The organism is Bacteroides sp. AN502(2024), from assembly GCF_041227145.1.
Taxonomy (GTDB): domain Bacteria; phylum Bacteroidota; class Bacteroidia; order Bacteroidales; family Bacteroidaceae; genus Bacteroides.
The window spans coordinates 587,920-613,979 of the sequence record NZ_JBGFSP010000003.1; the positions used below are offsets into that span (position 1 = coordinate 587,920).

At 43.7% G+C, this 26,060-nt stretch carries 15 protein-coding genes and 2 pseudogenes; 3 read left to right on the forward strand and 14 right to left on the reverse strand.

Features of this window, described 5'->3' with window-relative positions; genetic code table 11:
- Positions 1–36 precede the first annotated feature (36 nt).
- Both AB9N12_RS02395 and nifJ read left to right on the forward strand, forming a co-directional pair.
- On the forward strand, positions 37–1,215 hold the full coding sequence (locus tag AB9N12_RS02395) for an ATP-binding protein (protein ID WP_369889379.1): 1,179 nt from the start codon (positions 37–39) through the stop codon (positions 1,213–1,215).
- A 32-nt stretch (positions 1,216–1,247) separates the two neighbouring features.
- Positions 1,248–4,796 carry a pyruvate:ferredoxin (flavodoxin) oxidoreductase gene (nifJ, locus tag AB9N12_RS02400; RefSeq protein WP_369889381.1) on the forward strand — a complete coding sequence of 1,183 codons (3,549 nt, stop codon included), beginning with the start codon at positions 1,248–1,250 and terminating at the stop codon, positions 4,794–4,796.
- A gap of 136 nt (positions 4,797–4,932) precedes the next feature.
- Here the strand turns inward: nifJ and AB9N12_RS02405 are convergent, their stop codons facing one another.
- The 7 genes from AB9N12_RS02405 to AB9N12_RS02435 form a co-directional block, all read right to left on the reverse strand.
- Entirely contained in the window at positions 4,933–5,808 is an 876-nt protein-coding gene (locus AB9N12_RS02405) for a glycine betaine ABC transporter substrate-binding protein (RefSeq protein WP_369889383.1), read from the reverse strand.
- 18 nt (positions 5,809–5,826) lie between these two features.
- Positions 5,827–6,654, reverse strand: coding sequence for an ABC transporter permease (locus AB9N12_RS02410; RefSeq protein WP_369889384.1), 828 nt, complete (start codon positions 6,652–6,654; stop codon positions 5,827–5,829).
- Complete coding sequence (locus AB9N12_RS02415) at positions 6,651–7,877, reverse strand: glycine betaine/L-proline ABC transporter ATP-binding protein (RefSeq protein WP_369889386.1); 1,227 nt, start codon at positions 7,875–7,877, stop codon at positions 6,651–6,653. The genes AB9N12_RS02410 and AB9N12_RS02415 overlap by 4 nt, the downstream gene beginning before the upstream one ends.
- A 296-nt stretch (positions 7,878–8,173) precedes the next feature.
- Positions 8,174–8,512 carry an MGMT family protein gene (locus AB9N12_RS02420; RefSeq protein WP_369889388.1) on the reverse strand — a complete coding sequence of 113 codons (339 nt, stop codon included), beginning with the start codon at positions 8,510–8,512 and terminating at the stop codon, positions 8,174–8,176.
- A gap of 79 nt (positions 8,513–8,591) precedes the next feature.
- Positions 8,592–11,420: a substrate-binding domain-containing protein gene (locus tag AB9N12_RS02425; protein ID WP_369892784.1), complete on the reverse strand. Its 2,829-nt coding sequence runs from the start codon at positions 11,418–11,420 to the stop codon at positions 8,592–8,594.
- Positions 11,421–11,623: 203 nt separating this feature from the next.
- Positions 11,624–12,184, reverse strand: coding sequence for a hypothetical protein (locus tag AB9N12_RS02430; protein ID WP_369889390.1), 561 nt, complete (start codon positions 12,182–12,184; stop codon positions 11,624–11,626).
- Positions 12,185–12,284: 100 nt separating this feature from the next.
- Positions 12,285–12,608, reverse strand: a complete 324-nt coding sequence (locus AB9N12_RS02435) for a hypothetical protein (RefSeq protein WP_369889392.1) — start codon at positions 12,606–12,608, stop codon at positions 12,285–12,287.
- 738 nt (positions 12,609–13,346) lie between these two features.
- Between AB9N12_RS02435 and AB9N12_RS02440 the strand changes: the two are divergent.
- Positions 13,347–13,506: pseudogene (locus AB9N12_RS02440) on the forward strand (IS982 family transposase); the annotation flags it as partial.
- Positions 13,507–13,947: 441 nt separating this feature from the next.
- Here the strand turns inward: AB9N12_RS02440 and AB9N12_RS02445 are convergent.
- The 7 genes and pseudogenes from AB9N12_RS02445 to AB9N12_RS02475 all read right to left on the reverse strand — a co-directional run bounded on the left by AB9N12_RS02445 (position 13,948) and on the right by AB9N12_RS02475 (position 25,826).
- Positions 13,948–14,835: a carbohydrate kinase gene (locus AB9N12_RS02445; RefSeq protein ID WP_369889393.1), complete on the reverse strand. Its 888-nt coding sequence runs from the start codon at positions 14,833–14,835 to the stop codon at positions 13,948–13,950.
- Between the two features lie 35 nt (positions 14,836–14,870).
- Positions 14,871–16,040, reverse strand: coding sequence for an MFS transporter (locus tag AB9N12_RS02450; RefSeq protein WP_369889394.1), 1,170 nt, complete (start codon positions 16,038–16,040; stop codon positions 14,871–14,873).
- A 61-nt stretch (positions 16,041–16,101) separates the two neighbouring features.
- The gene (locus AB9N12_RS02455; protein ID WP_369889395.1) at positions 16,102–17,937 is read right to left on the reverse strand and encodes a DUF4980 domain-containing protein; all 1,836 of its coding nucleotides are present in this window, start codon (positions 17,935–17,937) and stop codon (positions 16,102–16,104) included.
- A gap of 33 nt (positions 17,938–17,970) precedes the next feature.
- Positions 17,971–19,542, reverse strand: a complete 1,572-nt coding sequence (locus tag AB9N12_RS02460) for a glycoside hydrolase domain-containing protein (RefSeq protein WP_369889396.1) — start codon at positions 19,540–19,542, stop codon at positions 17,971–17,973.
- A 17-nt stretch (positions 19,543–19,559) separates the two neighbouring features.
- Positions 19,560–20,945: a DUF4960 domain-containing protein gene (locus AB9N12_RS02465; RefSeq protein WP_369889398.1), complete on the reverse strand. Its 1,386-nt coding sequence runs from the start codon at positions 20,943–20,945 to the stop codon at positions 19,560–19,562.
- A 26-nt stretch (positions 20,946–20,971) separates the two neighbouring features.
- On the reverse strand, positions 20,972–22,684 hold the full coding sequence (locus tag AB9N12_RS02470) for a RagB/SusD family nutrient uptake outer membrane protein (protein ID WP_369889400.1): 1,713 nt from the start codon (positions 22,682–22,684) through the stop codon (positions 20,972–20,974).
- A gap of 27 nt (positions 22,685–22,711) precedes the next feature.
- Positions 22,712–25,826, reverse strand: a pseudogene (locus tag AB9N12_RS02475) (SusC/RagA family TonB-linked outer membrane protein).
- Positions 25,827–26,060 lie beyond the last annotated feature (234 nt).

Consider the following 26,060-nt stretch of genomic DNA (forward strand, 5'->3'; position numbering starts at 1 on the left):
GCACTATATTTGCCATCCGAAAAATAAAGAACTGAAATGGAATCATTCTATCGCACACACGCTTACCTCGTTGAGCATACCAATGCTCCCGTTCGCCGCGATCTTATGGACGAGATCGACTGGAGCGACCGCCTGATTGGTATCAAAGGGACACGTGGCGTAGGAAAAACCACTTTCCTTCTTCAATACGCCAAAGAGAAATTCGGGAACGACCGTTCCTGTCTGTTCATCAACATGAACAATTTCTACTTCTCCGGTCACAGCATTGTAGACTTTGCCAACGAATTCCAGAAACGTGGCGGAAAGGTACTGTTGATTGACCAGATGTTCAAACATCCGGAGTGGAGCAAAGAGCTGCGCATGTGTTACGATCGTTTTCCTAATCTGAAGATTATCTTTACCGGCTCATCCGTGATGCGACTGAAAGAAGAGAATCTGGAATTACGCGATATTGTAAAAAGCTATAACCTGCGCGGATTCTCGTTCCGTGAATTCCTGAACTTGCAAACAGGCATGAAATTCAGGGCATACAGTCTCGAAGAGATTCTTAGCGCTCACGAACAGATTGCCAAAGGGGTACTCTCCAAAGTTCGTCCGCTCGATTATTTTCAGGATTACCTGCATCACGGATTCTATCCGTTCTTCCTCGAGAAACGTAATTTCTCGGAGAATTTGCTAAAAACGATGAACATGATGGTGGAAGTAGATATCCTGCTCATCAAACAAATCGAACTGAAATATCTTTCAAAGATAAAAAAATTACTATATTTGCTCGCTGTCGACGGGCCGAAAGCTCCGAATGTGAGCCAACTGGCAAGTGACATACAGACATCTCGCGCTACGGTAATGAATTATATCAAGTATCTGGCAGATGCGCGACTCATTAACCTGGTTTATCCGAAAGGGGAAGAATTCCCTAAAAAACCTTCGAAGATAATGATGCACAACTCTAATCTGATGTATTCCATCTATCCGGTGAAAGTGGACGAGCAAGATGTGCTCGACACATTCTTTGTAAATTCTTTATGGAAAGACCATAAGGTACATAAAGGCGATAAGAATGTCTCTTTTATGGTGGACGAAGTAATGCCGTTCAAAATTTGCCCGGAAGGAGCAAAAATAAAGAACAATCCGAATGTAACGTACGCGTTGCATAAGGCTGAAATAGGTCGAGGCAACCAAATACCTCTCTGGATGTTCGGCTTTTTATATTAAAAGATTTATTTACTTAAATATTTAATTTAGTTATGACTAAACAGAAGAAATTCATCACTTGTGATGGTAATCAAGCTGCAGCACATATCTCGTATATGTTCTCTGAAGTAGCAGCGATCTACCCCATCACTCCTTCTTCGACTATGGCTGAGTACGTAGACGAATGGGCTGCCGCAGGACGTAAGAACATCTTCGGCGAAACAGTATTGGTGCAAGAAATGCAATCTGAAGGTGGTGCTGCCGGTGCAGTTCACGGTTCTCTTCAGGCTGGTGCATTGACTACTACTTACACTGCTTCTCAGGGGCTTCTCCTGATGATCCCTAATATGTACAAAATTGCGGGTGAGTTCTTGCCTTGCGTATTCCATGTATCTGCCCGTACATTGGCTTCTCATGCCTTGTGTATCTTCGGTGACCACCAAGACGTAATGTCGGCTCGTCAGACAGGCTTTGCCATGTTGGCTGAAGGCTCTGTACAGGAAGTTATGGATTTGGCTGGTGTTGCTCACTTGGCTACCATCAAATCTCGTGTTCCGTTCATTAACTTCTTCGATGGTTTCCGTACATCTCACGAAATCCAGAAGATTGAAATGTTGGAAAACGATGACCTTGCTCCGCTGATCGATCAGGAAGCTTTGGCTGAATTCCGTGCCCGCGCACTGAACCCGATGAAACCGGTGGCTCGTGGTATGGCTGAAAACCCTGATCACTTCTTCCAGCATCGTGAATCATGCAACAACTACTATGAAGCAGTTCCTGCTATCGTAGAAGAATACATGAATGAAATTTCTAAGATTACAGGTCGTAAATACGGTTTGTTCGATTACTATGGTGCAGAAGATGCAGAACGTGTAATCATCGCTATGGGTTCGGTAACGGAAGCTGCCCGCGAAGCTATCGACTACCTGGTAGCAAACGGTGAAAAAGTGGGTATGGTTGCTGTACACCTGTATCGTCCGTTCTCGGCTAAACACTTCCTGGCTGCAGTACCTAAGACTGCCAAGAGTGTCGCAGTTCTCGACCGTACTAAAGAACCGGGTGCTAACGGTGAGCCGCTTTATCTTGACGTTAAAAACTGCTTCTACGGTACAGAAAATGCTCCGATTGTCGTTGGTGGTCGCTACGGTTTGGGTTCTAAAGATACGACTCCTGCTCAAATCCTTTCAGTATTCGAAAACTTGGCGATGCCAATGCCGAAGAACCACTTTACTATCGGTATCGTAGACGACGTTACCTTCACTTCTCTTCCTCAAAAAGAAGAAATCGCTTTGGGTGGAGAAGGTATGTTCGAAGCTAAATTCTACGGTTTGGGCGCTGACGGTACTGTAGGTGCTAACAAGAACTCTGTAAAGATTATCGGTGACAATACCGACAAACACTGTCAGGCTTACTTCTCTTACGACTCTAAGAAGTCAGGTGGTTTCACCTGTTCTCACTTGCGTTTCGGTGATAAACCGATCCGTTCCACTTATCTGGTAAATACTCCGAACTTCGTTGCTTGTCACGTTCAGGCTTACCTGCACATGTACGATGTAACTCGCGGTTTGCGTAAGAACGGTTCTTTCTTGCTGAACACGATCTGGGAAGGTGAAGAACTGGCTAAGAATCTGCCAAATAAAGTGAAGAAATATTTCGCACAGAACAATATTTCTGTATACTATATCAACGCAACACAGATTGCACAGGAAATTGGTTTGGGTAACCGTACCAACACGATCCTTCAATCTGCATTCTTCCGTATCACAGGCGTTATTCCTGTAGAACAGGCTGTTGAACAGATGAAGAAGTTCATCGTTAAGTCTTACGGTAAGAAGGGTGAAGATGTTGTTAACAAGAACTATGCTGCCGTTGACCGTGGTAGTGAATACAAGACGTTGGTCGTTGATCCTGCTTGGGCTAATCTGCCGGATGACGCAAAAGCCGAAAACAACGATCCTGCATTCATCAACGAAGTGGTTCGCCCGATCAATGCACAAGACGGTGACTTGTTGCCTGTATCTACATTCAAAGGCATCGAAGACGGTACTTGGCATCAAGGTACTGCCAAATACGAAAAACGTGGTGTGGCAGCATTCGTTCCTGAATGGAATCCGGAAAACTGTATCCAGTGTAACAAGTGTGCATACGTTTGTCCTCACGCTTCTATCCGTCCGTTCGTACTCGATGCCGAGGAGCAGAAGGGTGCTAAGTTCGAGCAACTGAAAGCAGTAGGTAAAGTATTCGACGGTATGACATTCCGTGTCCAAGTGGACGTTCTCGACTGTCTGGGTTGCGGCAACTGTGCCGACATCTGTCCGGGCAATCCGAAGAAAGGTGGCAAAGCGTTGACAATGAAACACCTCGAAAGCCAATTGGCTGAAGCTGACAACTGGACTTACTGTGTAGACAACGTGAAGACTAAACAACATCTTGTTGACATCAAGTCTAACGTGAAAAACTCACAGTTCGCTACTCCGTTGTTTGAGTTCTCTGGTGCCTGCGCCGGTTGTGGTGAAACTCCGTATGTGAAATTGATTTCTCAATTGTTCGGTGACCGTGAAATGGTTGCTAACGCTACCGGATGTTCTTCTATCTACTCGGGTTCTGTTCCTTCTACTCCGTATACGACAAACGAAAACGGACACGGTCCTGCTTGGGCTAACTCACTGTTTGAAGACTTCTGTGAATTCGGTTTGGGTATGGAATTGGCCAACGAAAAGATGCGTGCCCGTATCGTGAAAGTGATGAACGAAGCTATTGCTGCCGACTGCACTCCTGCAGAAGTAAAAGAACTGTTCTCAGAATGGATCAACAATATGCTGGATGCAGACAAGACGAAGGAATTAGCTGCTAAGATCATTCCGGTTGTTGAAGCCAATAAGGATAAATGCAACTACTGCAAACAAATCGCCGAACTGCAGCAATATCTTGTAAAACGCAGCCAGTGGATCATTGGTGGTGACGGTGCTTCTTATGATATCGGCTACGGTGGTCTTGACCATGTAATCGCTTCCGGTAAGGATGTTAACATCCTCGTTCTGGATACTGAGGTTTACTCTAACACAGGTGGTCAGTCTTCTAAGGCTACTCCGGTAGGTGCTATCGCCAAGTTCGCTGCTGCCGGTAAGCGTGTACGTAAGAAAGACCTCGGTCTGATGGCTACTACTTACGGTTATGTATATGTTGCACAGATCGCTATGGGTGCCGACCAAGCGCAAACTCTGAAGGCTATCCGTGAAGCTGAAGCATATCCCGGACCCTCTTTGATTATCGCTTACGCTCCGTGTATCAACCACGGTCTGAAAGCAGGTATGGGTAAGAGCCAGGAAGAAGAAGAAAAGGCTGTTAAGTGCGGTTACTGGCACTTGTGGCGTTACAACCCGGCTTTGGAAGAAGAAGGCAAGAACCCATTCCAATTGGATAGCAAAGAACCGAACTGGGAAGATTTCCAAAACTTCTTGAAGGGTGAAGTTCGTTACGCTTCTGTAATGAAACAATATCCTGCTGAAGCTGAAGAACTGTTCAAAGCTGCTGAAGAAAACGCTAAATGGCGTTACAACAGCTACAAACGTTTGGCTAGAGAAAACTGGGGTGCTGAATAATTAATTACACTCTAATACATATAAAATGGGAGTCTGCTCAATGCACGACTCCCATTTTTTGTTTGAACCGGAGGGGGAATAGAAGTTAACACCGAATCAATTTTCTGGTTTCTGTTTATCCTTCGATTCAGTTTATCTAGTTATTCTGTACATTCTTTGATTTCGGTATCCACCTATCGACTAACTCACGATGTTCATCCCTCCATTTTCGGGCTATTTCTTCTTCATCCATCCGGGCATCCTTCATTGCAGTCATAAAAGAGCTAAGTTCTTCTGTTGTCAGTTTGAAGTTGCCCAAAAATTCAGCGGCAAACGGGTCTTTTTCACTGAAGCCTTTCCAGGCGATGGCATGTATTTCTTCCAAGTCTCCATACACCTTCTTCGGGTCATCCAGGAATTTCAAGTCATACTGATCAAACATCCAATGCGGTGTCCAGCCTGTGATCACAATCCATTCTCCTTTATCCATCGCCTTTTTCAAAGAGGCCACCATGGTGGAGCTACTCGAAGTCATGAGGTTATACCCGCCAAGTCCGTAAGCAGAGATAGCTTTATCCGTAGTTTTCATAATTCCCGCTCCGGCATCGATTCCGACTATTTCAGAAGAAAAACGGTCTTTATTGGCTGCCAGTTCGTCTATGGAATTAATGGTAACATATTGGGGCACGACCAGTCCGACACGTGCTTCTCCATACACTTCACCTAGAAATTCTACGTTATCTCCGTATTGGTTCATATATTCTTTCATTGTTATCGGCAACCAGGCATCCAAAAAGACATCCGATTTCTTTCCCGACATAGACACGAAAATCGGAGCAAGGTCCGCGTTTTGCAATTCAACTTCGTACCCTTGTTCTTCTAATACGACCTTAGCCAAGTGGCTCATAGCAATACCCTCCAGCCAGTTAGCATAGGCTATTTTCACTTTCTTTTTGCCCATGTTCGGATTCATACAGGAAGCCAGCAAAAGCAGAGCGGAAAGTATTATTCCCGCTAAGTTATATATTCTCATTTTCGTTCCTTTCTTTTTTTAGTTTTTCTTATTCTTTCGTCCTGTTATACCTTGCGTGATACGGTCTAAGATAATGGCTAAGATTACCACTGCTATACCACCCTCAAAGCCGAGTCCGATTTTCATTTGAGTAATACCTTTCAATACAATTTCCCCCAAACCACCGGCAGCAATCATTGCAGCGATGACAACCATGGAGAGCGACATCATGATGGTTTGGTTTACTCCGGTCAGGATGGTAGGTAATGCCAAAGGAATCTGCACTTTATACAGCAACTGCCAACGGGTAGCTCCAAATGAACGGGAAGCTTCCACTACATTTTTAGGAACCTGTCGGATTCCCAATCCGGTAAGACGGACTACGGGCGGCATAGCGAAAATGATAGTTGCAAAAACCCCGGGAACCGCTCCCAAGCCGAAGAAAAGAACGGCAGGAATCAGGTAAACAAAAGCAGGCATCGTCTGCATCAAGTCGAGAACAGGACGGAGTATTTTCTCTGCACGCGGACTGTTTGCCGTCCACACTCCTAAAGGTACACCAACAATCAGAGCCAGACAGGTAGATGAAAAAACAAGAGCCAGAGTTTGCATAGTAGCCTCCCAAAATCCCATTCCATAGATTAGTAATAATCCCAATACGGTAAAAATTGCCGTACCACGTCCTGCTTTCATCCATGCGAATGAAGCAAGTACCAGGATGGTGATATAAAAAGGTATTCCGAAAAGTATGTGTTGGAATCCTATGATAAAACTACCGATGCTCGCATTCACGGCATCAAAGAAAGTGGAAAAATGTACCATTAGCCAATTGATGGCCATCTCTATATATTGTCCCATATTTATCATAAATCTATTGCGTTTTGAATTATTTCGTTTATTTCTTCTTTATCTTTCCCGGTCACTTCAATGATTAAAGAGGAAAGCGGGATGGTTCCTAAAAACTCGCGCGTCTCATCAATCACCCACACCGGCGAATTGCTCTTTGTCATTAAAGGAAGGATATCCTCCAACACTGTATCTTCCAACACTGAGTGTACTTCTGTACGCACAATCGTTTCAATGGATTTTTCTTGTCTGCTACGTAACTTGAGCAAATCGTTTAGACCTACTTCTCCAACCAGCTTATCATCGGCATCTATTACAGGTAATACGGTAATATTTTTAGCACGCATCTTACGAATCAACACTTCGGGGCCTTCTTTCTTCAGACGGGCAACCAATGGCTTGTCAATCATCAAGGATGAAGCAGTGATAATTTTACTCCTGTCCACATTTTCAACAAAACGGGCCACATACTCGTTAGCCGGCTCAGTCAGTATTTCTTCTGACGTACCTACCTGCACCACCTCTCCATCTTTCATAATGGCAATACGGTCGCCCAGTTTAATCGCTTCACTCAAGTCATGGGTAATAAAGACAATCGTCTTTTTCATCTTTGACTGCAAGGCCAGTAGTTCGTCCTGCATCTGCACCCGAATCAGAGGATCGAGAGCAGAGAAAGCCTCATCCATTAAAAGTACTTCGGGATTATTGGCTAGGGCACGTGCCAGTCCGACACGCTGTTGCATTCCACCGGAAAGTTCACCCACCATCTGATTCTCATACCCTTTCAGCCCGACTAGCTTCATACTTTCCATGGCTTTCTTTTCACGCTCCTCTTTCTTCACCCCCTGAAGTTCAAGGCCGAATGCAATATTGCTCAATACAGAACGGTGAGGCAACAAACCGAAATTCTGGAAAACCATCGCCAGCTCTTTCCGGCGAACCTGCAACAACTCTTTTTCGGATATTTTAGATATATCTACTCCATTCACAAGTACTTGTCCGGCTGTGGGACGTATCAGACGATTGATACAACGCAGTAATGTCGATTTTCCACTTCCCGAGAGCCCCATTATCACAAAAAACTCTCCTTCATTTATTGAAAGATTGGCATCTTTCACTCCTACCGTGCAACCGGTATCTTTCAGTATTTCCGCTTTACTCTTATCCTTTTTCAGCATCTCGAGTGCTTTCTGCTTCTCGTGACCAAAGATAAGATACAAATCCTTTATTTCTATTTTACTCATATAATATATTGGTTTAGATTATAATATTTGTTTTATTTTCAACTGCTGCGTCCCTTATTCTCACTTACGATAAACAAGTTGAATATCCGCATGGCTCAATCCTGTCAGATGGCAAACATGACAATCCGATGAGTTTTTTAATGATAAAAACAGACTGAGTAGTTTAAAAGGAATAGAATTTGATAAGATTATCCTCTCAATGAACAGTAAAAAACAGTATTTTCATGAATAAATAACAGTCTGTTCTTGCATATTGTTGACACAAAGATACGAAAAATAGATTAAACATGCAAATTTTAGTCAGAAGTAGAGTAATTCCAAAGATGCCTTTTCAGGTCTACACATCCATTTTGTTTGAAAGAAATCCCCTCTTCCAACAAGAGCTGCTTTTGCTCTGCCCAACCAGGTACAAGGCGTCCCGACGCATTGACAACCCGGTGACAGGGTGCAAATAAATCATCCGGAATCTGCTTCAAAGCACGTCCCACCATACGGGAGCATTGAGGCATTCCCAATAATGCTGCGATTCCTCCATAGGTAGAAACCTTACCTATCGGAATTTCCCGGACAACCTGATACACCTCTTGGCAAAAGGAGGCGGAAAGGCTTGCCTTGTCTACTTTATAATCTTTCATCACCTAAACTTTACTTATTCACTCCCCAAACATAGTATATACACTTAATTCACTATACCTCAATCAAAGAAAAAAAGTGCTATCCCTTCCGTTTCAGCAAATCCGTAGGACTCTCGCCAAACTGTTCCTTATAGCATTTGGTAAAATAAGAGGGAGAACTAAAGCCGACTTCATAGCCAACCTCAGCCACAGTCATATCCGATGAAGCAAGCAGAGAGGCGGCTTTCTTCAAACGAGCCATGCGAAGCAATTCATTGGGAGAATAGTTAGTCAGGGATTTGATTTTGCGATAGAGTTGCACACGGCTCAGTCCCATATCTTTGCCCAAATCTTCCACATTCAGACCGGAATCTCCCATCTTCGCGTCAATCAAGGCTTTAAACTTTTCTACAAAGTCCTTGTCCATATCGCAGACATCCTCTTTAGCCAATGTCTGCCCGTCACCGAAGAATTGTTTCAGCCGACGATGCGAGTCTATCAGGTTGCGGACACGTGCCAGTAGTAATTGTGCACTGAAAGGTTTGGCTATATAGGAATCCGCTCCACCGTCATATCCCTGAATCCGTTGCTCGTCCAGAGAACAGGCTGTCAGCAGAATGACAGGGATATGACACGTTTGCAATTCGCTTTTCAAGCGGCGACAACATTCTATTCCATCCATTCCGGGCATCATCACGTCAGAGATAATCAAGTCCGGAACATATTTCATGGCTTTACGAATCCCCTCCGAACCATCTGCAGCTTCTATGACAGTATAATCGGTATGAAGCAGTCCGTGCACATATAAGCGGATATCAGCGTTATCATCAATAATCAGGACACAAGGTTTGGAAGAGTCGTAATTTTTTTCCAATTCCTCTTCTCCGTAAATTAAAGCATCACCCAGGCTCGAAAAACCGGAATAACCGGAAGTTGCAGGAGTTGCGGGAGCCCCGGCAACGGCAGGGGTTACAACATCGGTAGAACTTACAGAAGCAACAGGCACAGAGAATACCGGAGAGTTTTCTGACGCAACAGTCCCGCAAGTCTGTACAGGCAAATCAACAGTAAAGACAGTTCCTTGCTTTTCATCACTTTCCACCGTGATGGAACCTTTATGCAATTCCACAAAAGCCTTTACCAATGCCAGTCCAATCCCCGAACCGGCATGGTGCATATCTATCTTATAGAAACGGTCAAAAATATTCCGGATATGCTCGGCGGAAATCATCGAACCGGAATTGGCAACGGTAAAGCGAATCCAACGATGCTCGTCTTTAGTCAAGGCCGATAAGCGTACAGTTACCTTTCCGTTTTCCGGAGTAAATTTAAAAGCGTTGGAAAGAAGATTGAAATAGATACGTTCCAACTTTTCCACATCTGCCCATGTGCGGTAGTCCGTATCGGGCATATAATCGAATGAGAAATGAATATGTTTCTTCCGGGCTGCTGCCATGAAAGATTCGTTCCATCCTTCAAAAAAAGAAAGGATGTCTGCCTGCACAGGCGTATATTCCATTTTCCCATTCTCGTATTTACGGAAGTCCAGAATCTGATTGACAAGACGCAAGAGGATATTCACGTTTCGCCGGACTAACGACAACATTCGGTGTTGGTCTGCACTCAAAGACGGATCAGCCAGTAAATGCTCAACCGGATCGGCAACCAATGTCAGTGGAGTACGGAAATCATGCGATATATTTGTAAAGAAAACCAGCTTGGCATGAGTCGCTTCTTCCAGTTGATGAGAAAGCCGGATCAGCTGATCCCGCTGCTCTTCGAGTTTGTCGCGTTGCTGTTCTACTTGTCTCTTCTGTTCGGACAACTCTTTATTCAGGCGATTCTTGGAACGGAGGGACTTATAAACGACCAATAACAATCCTGCCACCAATAAAAGAATGACCAGACCGCCATACATCACGACCTGTTGTGTAGCTACACGCGACAGATACCCATCGATACGTCCGTTCAATGTTTCAATCTTCTGATCCAGTTCCGAGATATGGGTAGTCTGAAGCTGCATCACATGCGCGTTCGTGCTATCCACAACGGCAGTATTCATAACCGTTTCGCGAGGATAAGGCTTCTTCTCCAGAATATTCATGGCCAGTTGCATCACTTTGTCTCCATTGGTCGGATAAATAAAAGTAGCATCCAGCACATTGTCAAGCACCAGTTCCAATCCATTTCCTTTGCCGGGCAGAGCGTCAATGCCCACAAAAATCATTTCCTTTTCGCGTCCTGCTTTCTTCGCAGCCCGATAAGCTCCCGGAGCGATACGGTCATTATGCGCATACACCGCATCAATCTTCGGATGTCGGCGAAGCATACTATCCATTTCCACTTCTGCCGGTTCGCTTTCCCAAGCAGCATCCGCTTGATCAATCAGCCTGATATCCGGATAGTTGCCGATAGCAGCCATAAATCCCTGATGGCGTTCCATGGCAGGAGTAGAGCCACCCAGTCCGGTAAGCTCCACCACATTCCCTTTCCCTTTCAGACTTGATGCGATATAATTTCCTACCGAACGGCCTATTTCATAATTATCGGCACCGATATAGGCGGTATATTTATCGGAAAGTGTCTTTCGGTCTACCAGAATGACGGGTATTCCTTTCTGATAGGCTTCCTCCACGATTGGAGTCATAGGAGCCGCTTCATTGGCGGAAATTATCAATAAATCGACTCCTTTATCCATAAAATAATGAACATCTTCCGCCTGCTTACGGTTATCATCGCCTGCCGAACGTATCTCTACCGACACTCCGTCATAAAACATGGCTTCGCGGAGAATCTCATCATTCATCTTGTGCCGCCAAGAATCATCACTACACTGAGCCACCCCAATACGGAAACGAGGCGCATCCTGCCGGCAAGCCGCCAAGCTCCAGAGACAACACAAGACAGTTATCCACTTCGTATATTTCATCGCTTCAATCATTCTCTGTCCTTCGTATATCAACAGACTTTTTATCCTGCATAGCATTTTGTTCATGGTATTCGACAAATTGATTGAGAACAAAAATAGAAATAAAACTGTGAATATGCTATCAATCACCCGATTATTCTCATTCTTATCTCCTGAAAAAGTGAGAGCTGCGGACGTTTTGCAAGCGTGCAAAATCGATTTTTTTAAAGCTGCGGGCATTCCGAAGAGTTCAAAAATACACTTTCCTGCATTTCTATCAAGCTACAGGGTAACATCATGGAAATATAATATATTCCATCCACAGGTTGACGAGGAATAGAAGTCACTTCTTTCATATTCCCATATTCTTTCAGATAATTATCTATTTGTTCGAATACCTCAATGGGGATATGATCCAGTTTAATTGTACAAACATACATAATATGCAAAAACCTTCCATCCAATCCATGCCTAATCAAAATCGTGAAATCATCATCTTCCTTTGTTAACTGCAGATCCTTCAAATAAGGTCCGACATAACGTTTCACTACATCACAAGGCTCCACATCACACAAGACAACCTTGTAATAGTCTTTCCAACACTCTTTGTTTTCTTTATCTACATCTTCAATAGTTCCCAATGCGATAGTCGTATAAGTTCCATAATTAAAATAGATCTTTTCATATACATTATGGTCCTTGGTCTTTAGATAAACAACGCTGTCCTTTATTGCAAACAGTTCCATATTTACAACTAAAAGACTGAATAATAATATCGTTCTCATAAGCATTTTATATTTCATTATTCACAATCTTCCTTTATCAATCCCAATATTTTATTGAAAGCTATAGGAGTATAAAATTCGTTATATTTATATCCATTAGTCATTGAATAAAAACGGTCGTAAATATAAAATAAAGAAGACCATTATGAGTCCAGCTACTCAAATCCGTACACATATAATCCACCTCCACTCCCATGCATTGTATATGGTACGGAATAATACATTCCATAATCACCGGAAGCCCCCCAACGGTATATTCATATAATGCAGCCTTATCAAACAGTAATTTTTCAAATCGTTCATAACTTCCTTTTTGTTCCTGCATCAATCGAATAAACTGCAACGCATCCGCTTTTTTACGTCTTCTGCCAAAGAAGAACATACGTCCATAAAGGATCAAACAAAGATTTATATTATTTTGCAAAGATATATCTTTTCCATTCTGAACCAAATGGAAGACAGGTTTTAACAAAGGAACGGACAAATCACTCTATTAATACAACAAAATCCCACGGTACAAATGTCATGCTAATTACCACCCGATTTTTCTACGAATGACTCTCTCCTAAAAGAAGATAAGCGTACAAATATTCATCGGTGAATTATTAAGAAAAGTGTAAAAGGCAGACAAAACGCTTAATCAATGTTATAAAACATCTCTTTTTAATTGGATTATTTGCAGATATCACAGAATTCCGTACATTTGCAATGTGTTTTTCATAGTATTAGATTTAAGGTTAACAAAGGTTGGAGCAAGGCGTTGCTCCTTTTTTTATGCCTATGCATCTCCTTACTAACCGTAATCCGGGTCACCCGTAAAATATATCCTTGAATAATAAGAACATAGCAATAAAAGTATTCAATTTATAGTGTCCCCAAATAACATTTAAACGATCACCACTATGTTCTCAGAGGATAAAGCTACAGATATTTATTTTATGGCAGATGATTTCTGCTAAGAATCTGCATTGCAACAGGCAAAATATATGGTTGCGGAGAAGAACCATAAGCATCGTAATAAGGCTAACCGGTTGAGTGATACGGAAATCAGGGTTATTCTTATCTTGTTTCATTCCGGCGGTTTCAGATGCTTCAAGCATTATTACAAGGAGTAGGTGAGTAAACATCTGACCCACCTGTTCCCTAAACTTGTCTCCTAAATGACGAATTGAAGAATATCGCACAAATAGAGCATTCCAGGCATCGGTTTTTCAACAACTTTATCGCGAATGCACTCTGCCATCGCAGCGTATTGCTTCTTTGAGAAGAAGCCCGCCATTGAATTGAATTTCATCAAGGACAGGCAACTGAATTTGTTTTGAGTAATTTCGAACTTACATTATATTATGAGCCATGGCAATGGAGCCTCTCTGATTGAGAATTGCATGATGAGGGCCCGTTGAGACGGTTCTATAGATGATGATTCCCACATGCATCTCTAATTGGGACAATTGCCAGCCAGGATGCTGTCCGTTAGGCAATTTTATTTCGTATAACTATAGTGTACTTTGCGTATGACTATAGTTATACGCAAGGGAGACTATAGTCATGCGCAAGGGAAACTATAGTTATACGAAGTCGGAATAGGCAAAGCGATGAATCCGATTAGGCAATCAAAGGAAACCGGATTGAATAAATCCGGAGAACTGATTTACTTATGAGTATCTGGTAATGTGTGATGCAACCCGCCATTGATATGAATTTTATCAATGACGGGTAACTTTTCATTTCCTGATTTTATATCGAACTTACGTTAAATAGAATTACAATAACCTGTCTTTCAACCCCTGCGGAAGTTCGGGCATCGCCCCACTCTGCGTGCAGACAAAAGCAGAGACTTCCACAGCCAACTTATGAGCTTCGGGCACCGGCTTGCCATTCAATATGGAAGCACAGAAAGCAGCCGTGAAGGAATCGCCCGCTCCCACCGTATCCGCTACGGGCACTCTCGGTGTTTCCTGGAAAGAGACAACGCCCGGAGTAAATACATAACTGCCATTGATGCCGCAAGTCAGAATCAAGATTTTCAGATTGTACTTAGCCAACAGAATCCAGCACTTATCCTGCAAGTCAATGCCCGGATAACCGAACATCCGACTGATGGTCACCAGTTCTTCATCGTTTATCTTCAAGACATTACAACGTTGGAAAGAGTCGCGTAACACCTCTTTGGTATAGAAGTCCTGACGGAGATTGATATCGAATATCTTTAATTGTCCGTCTATATCGGGCATTGTATCCAGAAAGCGGTTGATAGTGGTACGACTTACTTCATTGCGCTGCGCCAATGAACCGAAACAAACGGCACGCGTGTTCAGAGCCAGCCGTTTCAATTCATCCGTAAAGGGAATGTTATCCCACGCTACGCCCTCTTTGATTTCATAACAAGGCACGCCTTGGTCATCGAGCGTTACCTGCACCGTACCGGTAGGATAATCGACCTGCTCAATCTGCATTTTCAACTTCTTCTCGTTGAATACTTTCAGGATTTCTTCCCCCAGTTCATCCCTGCCTACGGCACTCACTACACGACTGTCAAAACCAAACTGCGATACATGATAGGCAAAGTTTGCCGGAGCACCACCGATTTTCTTCCCTTCGGGCAGCACGTCCCAAAGTGCTTCGCCCATTCCTACTATTATATTATTCATGATAAACAGATTTTAATTGATTCCCAAATATAAAATTATTTTCTGATACGAAGCGTATAGAACAGCAGATAAAGCACACCGATTGTCATTACTGCAATCGCACCGTTCTGTCCCAGTGAGGTGTCCGAAGCTACTCCCATCGCCAACGGGAATACCGTGCCACCGAAAAGGCCCATAATCATCAAGCCGGAAACTTCGTTTTTCTTACCCGGCAGATAAAGCAATGCCTGCGAGAAGATAACGGAAAATACATTGGAGTTACCGAAACCAATCAAAGCAATACAAGCATAGATAACCGCTTTCTCATGGAAAATGAACAAACCGATCATGGCAACCAGCATCATCCCTACGCTGATGGCGAAGAAAGACTTCGGAGACATCTTGCGCAGAATGAAAGAACCTAGAAAACAACCTGCCGTACGGAAGATAAAATAGAGGCTTGTCGCAAAAGCGGCATCATCCAGTCCCATGCCGATGCGTTCCATCAGAATCTTCGGGGCGGTAGTGTTCGTACCTACATCGATACCGACATGACACATGATACCGATAAAGCAAAGCAGGATAAACGGTTTGCCGAGCAGGGCGATACACTGACCGAAAGTAGACGGTTTGCCTTCTTCTTTTTCTTCTTCAATCTGTGTGACGTTGAGCAGGAGAATGGCAACAACGGCAACTATCATATAAACAGGGAAGAGAATACGCCAGCCCAGGTCGAAAGACGGAATGGCTTGCGTCGCTCCCCACATGGCAATGTATGGTGCCAGAAAAGAAGCGATGGCTTTCACAAACTGCCCGAAAGTCAGGCTGCTAGCCAGACGGTCACCCCGAACGATGTTAGAAAGCAACGGATTCAAGGAGGTCTGCATCAGTGCATTTCCGATACCCAAAAGAGAAAAAGAAATCAACATCAGCATATAACTGTCTCCGAAAACCGGCAATAGCAAGGAAACGAAAGTCACAACCAAGCTAAGCAATACGGTTCTCTTCTGACCGATACGGCTCATCAGCATCCCCGTCGGTACGGAGAAAATCAAAAACCAGAAGAAGACAAGCGATGGGAAAATGTTTGCTTGTGAATCCGACAGGCCAAGGTCTGCCTTTACATAATTGGAGGCAATGCCTACCAAATCAACGAATCCCATGGCGAAGAAGCAAAGCATCACCGGGATAAGTTTGGAGAGAGAAGAGTTTTTACTGTTTTCCATTGTTTTATCTTTTATATAATTAAATACAGAGAAAGTACGCATGAAGCGGAATAAAGCGGACTTATGGCTTCAACTTGTAAACCACCAATGAGTCTACCTTATAAGCTCCTCCTTTACTATAAAAGTCGATATGATTGTAAGGTTCCGAAGGGAATATCTGATTGGTCATTGCAAAGCGCCCACCGTCTCCAAAGGCCTCAACGCTTGATTTGTCAACAAACAGACGAAGTTTTAACACTCCTTTTCCGCTTTCAATAGTCGTCCAGGTCAGCATCGGGAAATTTTCATTGAAACTGACTTCTCCGCTCTTGCGCCGATCCATCGAGAATTTCTTTTCTTTCATGTCATACTGCATATCCACTTCTTCGCCTTTGTCATTGTAGAGACGGAAGCCAATTAGATCCGCATGTTGATTTTCGATTGTCAGTTCTATTTCGTATGCACCGTCATTGCCGGCAATCATCTCTTTGATTGTGCGTGTTCCGTTCACTTTGAACGAGCGTTTCTGGGAAACATCGCGCAAAGCCAGCAGCTCGGGAGAGGGAGCCGATTGAAGGTAAGTCTCACCGTCTATGGTAAACAGGCTCAAGTCGCGGGGAACGGAGTTTGAGCTACGGTATTGAGAAGTAGGAACATCATTTGCATATTGCCAGTTGCTCATCCATGCGATAGCGATACGACGGTTGCTGGGGGCATCACTCCAAGTCACAGTGGCGTAATGGTCTTTTCCCCAGTCCATCCATTTGGTTTTGGAAGGCGATTCGTTTACAAATTCTTTTCCGTTAAATGTTCCGACAAAGTATTGAGTAGCCGAATCACCGAAAGGACCGTCGCCTAGGCTGCAAAGCAGTACCCATTTCTTTTCATTCGTTCCTTCTACCGGAAGTTCGAATAAGTCGGGACATTCCCAAACGTTTCCGTGTGCGCCATGTCCTTTGCCAAAGCTACTTTCAAATGTCCAGTCTTTCAGGTTGGGAGAAGAGAAGAATTGCATTTCCTGTCCTACTGCCAATACCATGATCCAGCGTTGGGTGCCTTCATGCCAGAATACTTTCGGGTCGCGGAAGTCACGTGCTTCGGATACCAATACGGGATTGTTTTCGTATTTGGTGAAAGTACGTCCATTGTCTGTACTGTACGCAATGCTTTGTACCTGACGGTCGCTGTTTTGTGTATAGATGGCGACAATGGCACCTGCACCGAAACCAGCGGTATTGTGATGGTCTATCACAGCGGATCCGCTGAAGATAGTGCCGAGTGCATCCGGGGCGATTGCTACGGGGAGATGTCCCCAGTTTACGAGATCTTTGCTGACGGCATGTCCCCAGTTCATATTTCCCCATTTGGAACCGTAAGGGTTGTATTGATAGAAAAGGTGATATTCACCATCTTTATATACCATTCCATTTGGGTCGTTCATCCATCCATAAAGGGGAGAGAAGTGATAAATGGGACGGAACTTTTCACGGTTACTTGTATCAAACGTATCGGACAATTTCATCTCCTTGCAGCAAGCAGTATTGTCCGGTGAAAGGTTGACACGCACGGGGTCGTTGGAATTCATTTTAAATTTGAAAGAGATTCGTTTGCCGGAATAATCGGAAAGGTCTACCGGAACAAAGTAATCGACTTTATGGATGGCCAGACGGACATCGAAGTTCTTTACCTCTTTATTATTGACAATCATGCTGATACGTACATCGGGCGATGCATCTTCTACGGGCAATAACAGATACTTTTGGTTGGTATTGACGCGTACAAGACAATATCCTTCTCCTAAATCTTTAATGAATAGAGGAGAGTTGTCCGCACGGGCGGATAGAGAGATATTCATCACAATCATACAAAACAAAACTGCGAAGGTTTGAATTTGCTTGGAAGAGAGTCTTAAGTTCATGCTTTATGGTATTAAGATTGTTATGTTACTTTTCTATTCATACGTGCTCACTTGAATGTCTGATACAGTGATTTCACCTTTATAACAGCTGAGTGACCACGGATTCTTCTGCATTTGATAGATGCGGTTCGTAAAAGATAACTGCTCATTGATGTAGGTCACACAAACCGACTGGTCACTGTAAATCGTCACACGGAATTCATTATCCGCCGGGATATTGAATTTGTTATCAAACAAGTATTTGGCATTCTCACCGTCTTTCTCGAAATTGGCTTTACCTTCGTCAGCGTTGACGTGGATGCTATACCATGATTGGGAGTCCGTTCCACGAACAAAAGAGATTCCAAAACGATCTGTATTCGAGGATGCTTTTACAGTAAAGGAAATCTTGTTGTGCACTTTCAATCGGTTGAAGATGACGGAAGCCCCTTCGGCCAACGTATAGGTTTTACCACTTTCTGTTACGTTTCCAGCTTTAGCCATTACTTTTACTTCTTGTGCAGAAGTGTATTTACAGTCGATTGCCTCCGGAACTCCAAGGGTCAACACACCGTCTTCATGCTGAATGAGGCGTTGTGCCACCAAGTTGCCGGCCCATTCGGGTTCTGCATCTCCTACATTTCCATTATCATTGCCGGCACGGGTAGGACACCATCCCCAGATGTAACGGTGGGTTCCATCAGAAGCAGTCTTACCCGCATAGAATGCACGGCTGTCCAGCATACCCTCCCGATTGTCCGGCCATATTCCGGCATCATTGGCGGTGGTTGCTTTCAGTTCTTCGAGTGTTCTGCCTTTGAAGTATTGTACCTTGCGCATGAAGGAAGCCTGTTCCGAATAGACCAGATACCACCAGTCTCCCATCTTAAATACATCCGGACATTCATAGAAACGGTCCCACATCATGGTCATAAACGTTCCGGCAGACTCCCACTCTTTCAGGTCACCGGAAGTAAATTCGGCAATGTGTCCTTTCCCGTTTTTACGAGTGGCAACCAACATGTGATAGACACCGTCTTCGGTCTGGAACAGGAACGGGTCACGGAAGTCATTCTTGTCATAGCCGTACGTATCTCCTTTCAGATAGAAAGTGCGGTTCTTGGTCCACGTTTTAAAGTCGGGAGAGGTGGCCAACATGACTACTTGCGCATTCTGGTCGGAAGAAGGTTTAAATTTATTGCCGGTGTAGAAGGTGTAGTAGAGTTTATCAGCCGGATTATAGATGGTACTACCTGTACCGATGGCGGCATCCTGCTCGTCACGACCTCCGCATGGAATCAGTTCGCCGAGAGATTCATAAGTAGCACCGTCTTTGGTGACCACCCCGAAAATGGGGTGGTAAGTAGCTTCAGGGTTCGGGCGATAATCTTGCAGATACATCACTTTAAAATCTTTGGCAACCGGATCATAGAATGGCATCGGGTCACCGATAAAGCCTACCTGCGGTTTATAATACATCGAGAAGCCATGCTCATCGGTCGATTGGAAGTAAGTGGCGGTACCGTCCCAGTCTTTTTGAGTCAATACGGGATCTATCTCATCACTACAAGCGGTCATTGAAACCAACAGCGTGGTTAATACTATGTGTAAGATCATATTTTTCATAATCATTGTTTATTCTTTTATTTACATAAGTAATTGATTGCATTCAGAGTCATTTGCTCTACGTTGTAGTGGTAGTAGTCGGCAGAAGCATCTACACCTTTACTATACCAGTCGTAACAACCGGAGCCGATACAAATCGTGCGTCCGCTATTGGCGCGCGGCTCGAATTCGGCAATAACTACCGCACCGTCACCTCCACGTGCCACATCAATTCCTCCTGTCAGGTTACGCCATTCGTTCAAGTCGGCATAACCTCCCCAGTCCGTTCCGATATGCCATTGTGCTGTACTATTGGTTATCGCATAACCGGCATCACAAGTATATACTGTCGATTTGTCGCCATCTTTCCATCTTAAATGTTGGAACAATGGATGCGATTCGTTACCGAAAATCGGGAAGCTCCACGGAGAAGAGGTAATTTCGGGTGAGTCCTCGTTTCCTCCCCAACTGTTGTTCGGCACACGCTCGTCTTTTGCAATGCTAAGGTCCCTAATATAGAAAGTTGCATAGCGGGTCAACAGAAGATTACCACCGTTTTGATAGTAGACTTTAAACTTCTCTACGGCAGCTTTTGCATCGTCCGGCAAAGGAGGATTATCACCATTGTCTGCATGGAAATGCCACCAGATTGCAGTATATTTACCTAAATCCACTTTTCCGTCTACCACATCTTTAAATGAAATGTATTCAGACATTGATACATTATCCATCATCCACTGGGCAGCGGTTTTTTCTTCCAGACTTGTAAGTTGGCTCACCGAAGAAGCTGTGCCGATAAAAGCAGTCGGAATCACATTCCCTTGAGTAACTGTTACTACATAAGGAGTCACTGCCGAACGGTAACTTGCCGTATAGGTAACAGGGTTGGTAAAGTCCTGAATACTGCCGGATGACGGAGTCACGGTGGTTCCCTCCGTTACGGTGAACGTACCTTTCAACTGGGTGATATCCACTGTCAGCGGAACAACTACGGAGATTGTTTTAGATAACTGGTCTACTTTTCCTACATAAGTATCATTCAACTTAAAGGTCAGTATCTTCGCCTCATCCCTCTTTACGGTAATCGTATAGCTCATTTGCACGTCACCATTCTTCACGATCAAAGATACGGGAAGAGAAAAGTCGATTGTTTGACCGACAGCGATGCTCGTTGTAGCACCTTCGGAAAGGTTGATTTCGCTGACGACCATCCGGGTAATATCATAATCGTAAGGCACTCCTACTACGATTGTCTTATTCCGGTAATCGATCGTTCCTGCATATTCATCCAATTTGATCGAATTCACCCATACATCTCCGTCCAGACGAAGATTGGATTTAAAGTCATCACTACATCCCGCAACTATCAGGCATGCTACAGCTACCGACAGGATGATATAGAGTTGTTTTATGATAGATTTCATTTTATTCTTTGTTTTAAGATTGATGATTACCACCCGAAATTCTGCGTATAATTCCCGTTACTGGCACTGATCTGTTCGAATGGAATAGGGAGATATTCGTTCTTATTGTCTGTGAAACCTGCATTCTTGTAAATAGAACAACGGGCTGCTTCGGTCACATAATAAGCATTGATGACCTCTTTGGCTTCTCCCCATCTTACGAGGTCAAAGAAGCGTGAGCTTTCCATTCCGAACTCCATACGGCGTTCCCATTTCAGCATTTTCATGGCTTCGTTCTGTGGATAAGTTTTCTGTTCATAAGGAGTTACTTTGAAGTTTACTCCGTACTCTTCTTTATAATTGAAGATCAGCATTGTACTTCCGGCTGCACGAATGCGCACATCATTGATGAGTGAGATGGCATCGGCAATACGTCCGTCGTTCAACTGTATCAGGGCCTCGGCACGCATCAGCAATACATCTGCATAACGGATAACGATATGATTCAGAGAACTTGCCCAATAAGAACCTTTCTTCAAACAGTCACAGTCCGGATCTACATTCTCTTTAAGCGAAACATAATACCCGTAAAGTCCCTTGCTACGGCTCCAGTCATCATTCTTCTGAATCATGTAGCCTTCGTTGTATTTATAAGGGAAGCCCGGCATGCCTACCGTGTGAAATAAACGAGGATCTACATTGTCTGTGGTAACTTCGTAGTTTTCATTATCGTATGTGCTGAACAACGGTTTCCCTTGCGAGTCGGTTTTGAAAGCATTTACCAGATTCTGACTTGGTTTGTGGAAGTCACAGCAACCGAGTATCTGCGGAGTTGTCAGTCCCATTCCCCAGTTCAGGTTACCGTTATATGTTCCATCGTTGATAGAATATTGAATCGCCCATACAGACTCTACGCCATTTTCGTATTGAGGCAGGAAGTTCATGCTATAATCATTTTCCAATCCGTAACCGGCTTTAGCCATGATGAGAGGATCGGTATATTTCACTACCTGTTTCAGGTCTTCTTCGTTGATGCTGGTAAGATTATTGTTCACTCCATCCTGGCGATAAGCCTTATATAAGTAAGTCTTTGCCAGATAAGCGGCAGCGGCAGCTTGTGTGGGACGCCCTTTCTCCATTTGCACTTCCGGCAGATTATCATAGGCAAACTGGAAGTCATCTGCTATCTTTTGCCATTGTTCGTTATTGGTATAAGTAGTATTCGAAAGTTCGTTGTAAGCATCCGGTTCCATGTTTTCATCGTCTACTATAACGATCTTTTTAAACAGTTGCTTCAACATGAAGTGAGCATGTCCGCGCAGGAATCTCATTTCAGCAATACGCTGGTTCTTCAGCGGATAAATCTTTTCATCCACCTGATCGAGTGACTGCAAAGCTGTATTGGCACGGGTGATGCATTGATACAGTCTTTTCCATATATCGTTGATGTTCCAGTCGGTAGTGTTGATACCTTTAGAAATTTCCAGTGCGTTGAATACACCACCGTCTTCCGTACCGGAACCACCTTTATAACAATCGTCAGAACGTACGTCATAATTCCAAAGCGAGAAAGAAGAGTTGATGTCATCACCTGTTGCCCAAATGGCATAGGCTGAAATCACGAGATTGTCCACGTATTCGGGAGAAGCGATCTGATCACCGGTCACAATACCCTGCGGAACCTGACGATCCAGGAAATCGTTGCAACTGCTCGTCAGCAAGATAAATCCGATGGCTGCTATGTATAATCTATTTTTCATGATAGTTCGTTTTATAAATAAAGTGAATTAAAATCCGATGTTAAGTCCGAAAGTGATATTCACAGGAATCGGATAAGAGAAGTTCGGGTTCTCCGGATCTTCTCCCGTAAAGTTTTTACTCTTTATCGTCAACAGGTTTTGTGCACTGCAATAGAAGCGTAAACGTTCCATTCTCAACTTCTTGGAAATTACTGCCGGAACCGTATAGCCTAATTGGATATTACGCAGTTTCAGGAAAGAGCCGTTTTCAACAAAGTAAGTAGAGACACGCTGTTCATTGTTTGTATCGCTACGGGTCAATGCCGGAATAGTAGAGTTAGGATTAGTAGGCGACCAGGCATTGAGCAGGCGGGTTCCTTTGTTCAGGAAGCCGACGTTGGATGCACTCCAGAAGTCACTTTTCTTCTTCACGTCGCTGATGATATCTACTCCTTGAACGCCTTGCCAGAACATAGTCAGATCCAAATTCTTATATTCCAAATAGATATTCAATCCATAGCTGAAAGCAGGAGTCGGATCGTAAATCCATTCCTGATCTTTTTCATCAATCACTCCGTTATGATCAATGTCACGGTAGCGGATACGACCCATAGCCGCACCTTCTTGCGTAGCGTGATTGTCAACTTCCTCTTGTGACTTAAAAATACCGTCGGCAATGTAGCCTACTTGCGCACCATACGTATGGCCCACTACACTCTTTACTCCATTACCTCCAAACTTCCCATTAGCAGCCACTGTCTCCGGTAATTCAAGAATCTCATTCCGGTAAGTGGAAATGTTTCCATTCAAATCGTAAATCAGTCCGAAGGCCGTTTTATTGCGGTAGCCTAAGTTGAATTCAAAACCCTGGTTTTTCATTGCACCTGAATTAATCCAACGACTACCCCCTTCCCCCAAGACTCCCACACCTGCCATTTCAGTCAGGATATCGGTTGTTTTCTTGTAGTAGTATTCCAATGAGCCATACAAAGATTGCTTAAACAGACTGAAGTCAATACCGACATTGGTCTGTGTAGTTGTCTCCCACTTGATATTATCATTGCCGATCTGGTTGCGTTTGAATCCGGAAGGCAGAGTAGCACCTCCGTTAGAACCTGTAATATCATATGCCGTACCATAACTTTGACCACCAAATGAATCCGTTGTTCCATAATTGGGAGCGTAGATAGTGTAACGGGCAAGATTGGAGATCTCCTGATTACCGGTCTGTCCCCATGAAGCACGCAGTTTCAGATCATCAAGCCAAGTCAGTCCCTTCATAAAACTTTCCTGTGTAATGCGCCACCCCAAAGAAACGGAAGGGAAAGTGGCATAACGATGTTTTTTACCGAAGCGAGAAGAGCCGTCACGACGGAGAGTCAATGAAAGCAGATATTTGTCAGCATAAGAATAGTTCATTTTACCGAAGAAAGAGACAAGCGAGTAACCTTCACCTGCACCGTAAGCCTGTGCCGTGCCGCTACCTGCATCGGGCCACATATAGTCGGGAGTAAGAATAGAGAAGTCCTCTTTATATCCGGAGAAATGACTGTCGTCTTCCCGATTCAGTTCCATACCTACCATAATATCTCCACGATGTTTACCTATTTCCAACTGGTAGGTAGCAATGGCATTCCACATCCATTTGGTCCAGTGCTCCTGTTTGGCTTCTACGGCGCTCTTGCCGTTGTTAGTCTGTGTTCCTTCCCTGATAAGGATAGGTAAAATAACGGGCTTGCTTGTTAGCATAGTCCAAACCAAAAGTAGAGCGGACATTGAATCCTTTGAAGAGGCTTAGATTCACATAAGCATCACCGAACATACGCCAATAAGTATATCGGTTATCTTTGTTGTATTCGAGTACCGCGCGAGGGTTACGACGGTCCGGCCATCCACCTACCGGTCCTCCCCATGAACCATCCGAAGCATAAACAGGGATAGCGGAAGGAATGTCTAAAGCTGTTTCGATAATTCCACCGGGAGCTTGTACTTCCGAAGTACGGTTTAAAGTGAAATGCTGGCCGATGGTCAATATATCATCTATTAATTTGTAATCGCTGTTCATACGGGCGGAGAAACGGTCGAAATCCGTATCTTTGATTACACCCAAGTTTTTGTAATATCCCAAAGAAAAGAAGGAAGAGCCTTTCTCCGAACCGTTGCTGACAGAAAGATTATATTGTTGGATGACACCTGTACGGGTGATTTCATCAAACCAGTCGGTATCTGCCACAGGCATTGTGTTCTTTGAATCCAGGTATTTGGAAAGAGTCATACCGTACAGTACAGGATTTCCATTGCCATCGTAGCCCCAATTATAGTTATATCCCAAAGCATTACCATTCGGATTCTCACCATCGTTTACATAAGCTTGCCACATGGCACGTCCGTACTGTTCCGTATTCAACACATCCATTTTACTTTGATACATGGAAGCTGAAACCGAAGCATCAAAGTTGATTTTGATCTGACCCTTCTTACCTTGTTTGGTAGTTATGATGATAACACCATTTGCGGCACGCGAACCGTAGATAGATGCCGAAGCTGCATCTTTCAGTACTTGAATAGATTCTATGTCGTTCCCGTTCAATTCGTGCATGCCGGCTTTGGTTGGAACTCCATCGATGATATAAAGAGGATCATTGTTGTTCAGTGTACCTATACCGCGAATACGCACGGTAGCCGATCCGCTCGGATTTCCATCCGCTATAATGTTCATACCGGGCACACGACCTTGGAGCGCTTTCACCGGGTTGTTTTCCCCCTGCTTTTGAATTTCGTCAACTTTCACTACAGAAACAGCACCGGTCAAGTCGGCTTTACGCTGAGTGGTATAACCTGTTACGACCACTTCATCTACCATTTGAGTATCTTCTTCCAATAATACATTAACGATAGCAGCCGATTTTACGGTCACCGGTTTATAACCAATATACGTAATCTTTAAATAAGAATGAACCGGAACCGAAAGGGTGAAGTTACCGTCTAAATCGGTAATAGTTCCAATTGACTTAGAATCGTTTTGCACGACAGAAGCACCAATAATCGGTTGCCCATCAGTCTTTGAAGTAACGTTTCCTTTCACCGTAATGTTTTGTCCCCAAAGGGTTGACATGAAAGCAAACAGGAAACAAACGCTGCAAAGAAGTTTTTTGTTCTCCATAATACTAAGCATTAGTTTGATGTTATTAAATTAAAAGTACGAATTTTATCTTTATCGATGATGCAAATTACGGTTGATTTATGTCAATCGACTAAAACAAATGTTTCAAAGCTTATAACATTTGTTACATAGAACGCTATTTTATAGGGTTTTATACATTATTTTTCTCATCGCAAGAATAATGACTTTCTTATGTATCGAACCTTGGTACGAACGTTGCGACCATACGGACTA

Bases quoted from the DNA above. Each gene is read 5' to 3' on its own strand.
- AB9N12_RS02395 (WP_369889379.1), top strand. From the start codon at position 37: ATGGAATCATTCTATCGCACACACGCTTACCTCGTTGAGCATACCAAT.
- nifJ (WP_369889381.1), top strand. From the start codon at position 1,248: ATGACTAAACAGAAGAAATTCATCACTTGTGATGGTAATCAAGCTGCA.
- AB9N12_RS02405 (WP_369889383.1), bottom strand. From the start codon at position 5,808: ATGAGAATATATAACTTAGCGGGAATAATACTTTCCGCTCTGCTTTTG.
- AB9N12_RS02410 (WP_369889384.1), bottom strand. From the start codon at position 6,654: ATGATAAATATGGGACAATATATAGAGATGGCCATCAATTGGCTAATG.
- AB9N12_RS02415 (WP_369889386.1), bottom strand. From the start codon at position 7,877: ATGAGTAAAATAGAAATAAAGGATTTGTATCTTATCTTTGGTCACGAG.
- AB9N12_RS02420 (WP_369889388.1), bottom strand. From the start codon at position 8,512: ATGAAAGATTATAAAGTAGACAAGGCAAGCCTTTCCGCCTCCTTTTGC.
- AB9N12_RS02425 (WP_369892784.1), bottom strand. From the start codon at position 11,420: ATGAAATATACGAAGTGGATAACTGTCTTGTGTTGTCTCTGGAGCTTG.
- AB9N12_RS02430 (WP_369889390.1), bottom strand. From the start codon at position 12,184: ATGAGAACGATATTATTATTCAGTCTTTTAGTTGTAAATATGGAACTG.
- AB9N12_RS02445 (WP_369889393.1), bottom strand. From the start codon at position 14,835: ATGAATAATATAATAGTAGGAATGGGCGAAGCACTTTGGGACGTGCTG.
- AB9N12_RS02450 (WP_369889394.1), bottom strand. From the start codon at position 16,040: ATGGAAAACAGTAAAAACTCTTCTCTCTCCAAACTTATCCCGGTGATG.
- AB9N12_RS02455 (WP_369889395.1), bottom strand. From the start codon at position 17,937: ATGAACTTAAGACTCTCTTCCAAGCAAATTCAAACCTTCGCAGTTTTG.
- AB9N12_RS02460 (WP_369889396.1), bottom strand. From the start codon at position 19,542: ATGAAAAATATGATCTTACACATAGTATTAACCACGCTGTTGGTTTCA.
- AB9N12_RS02465 (WP_369889398.1), bottom strand. From the start codon at position 20,945: ATGAAATCTATCATAAAACAACTCTATATCATCCTGTCGGTAGCTGTA.
- AB9N12_RS02470 (WP_369889400.1), bottom strand. From the start codon at position 22,684: ATGAAAAATAGATTATACATAGCAGCCATCGGATTTATCTTGCTGACG.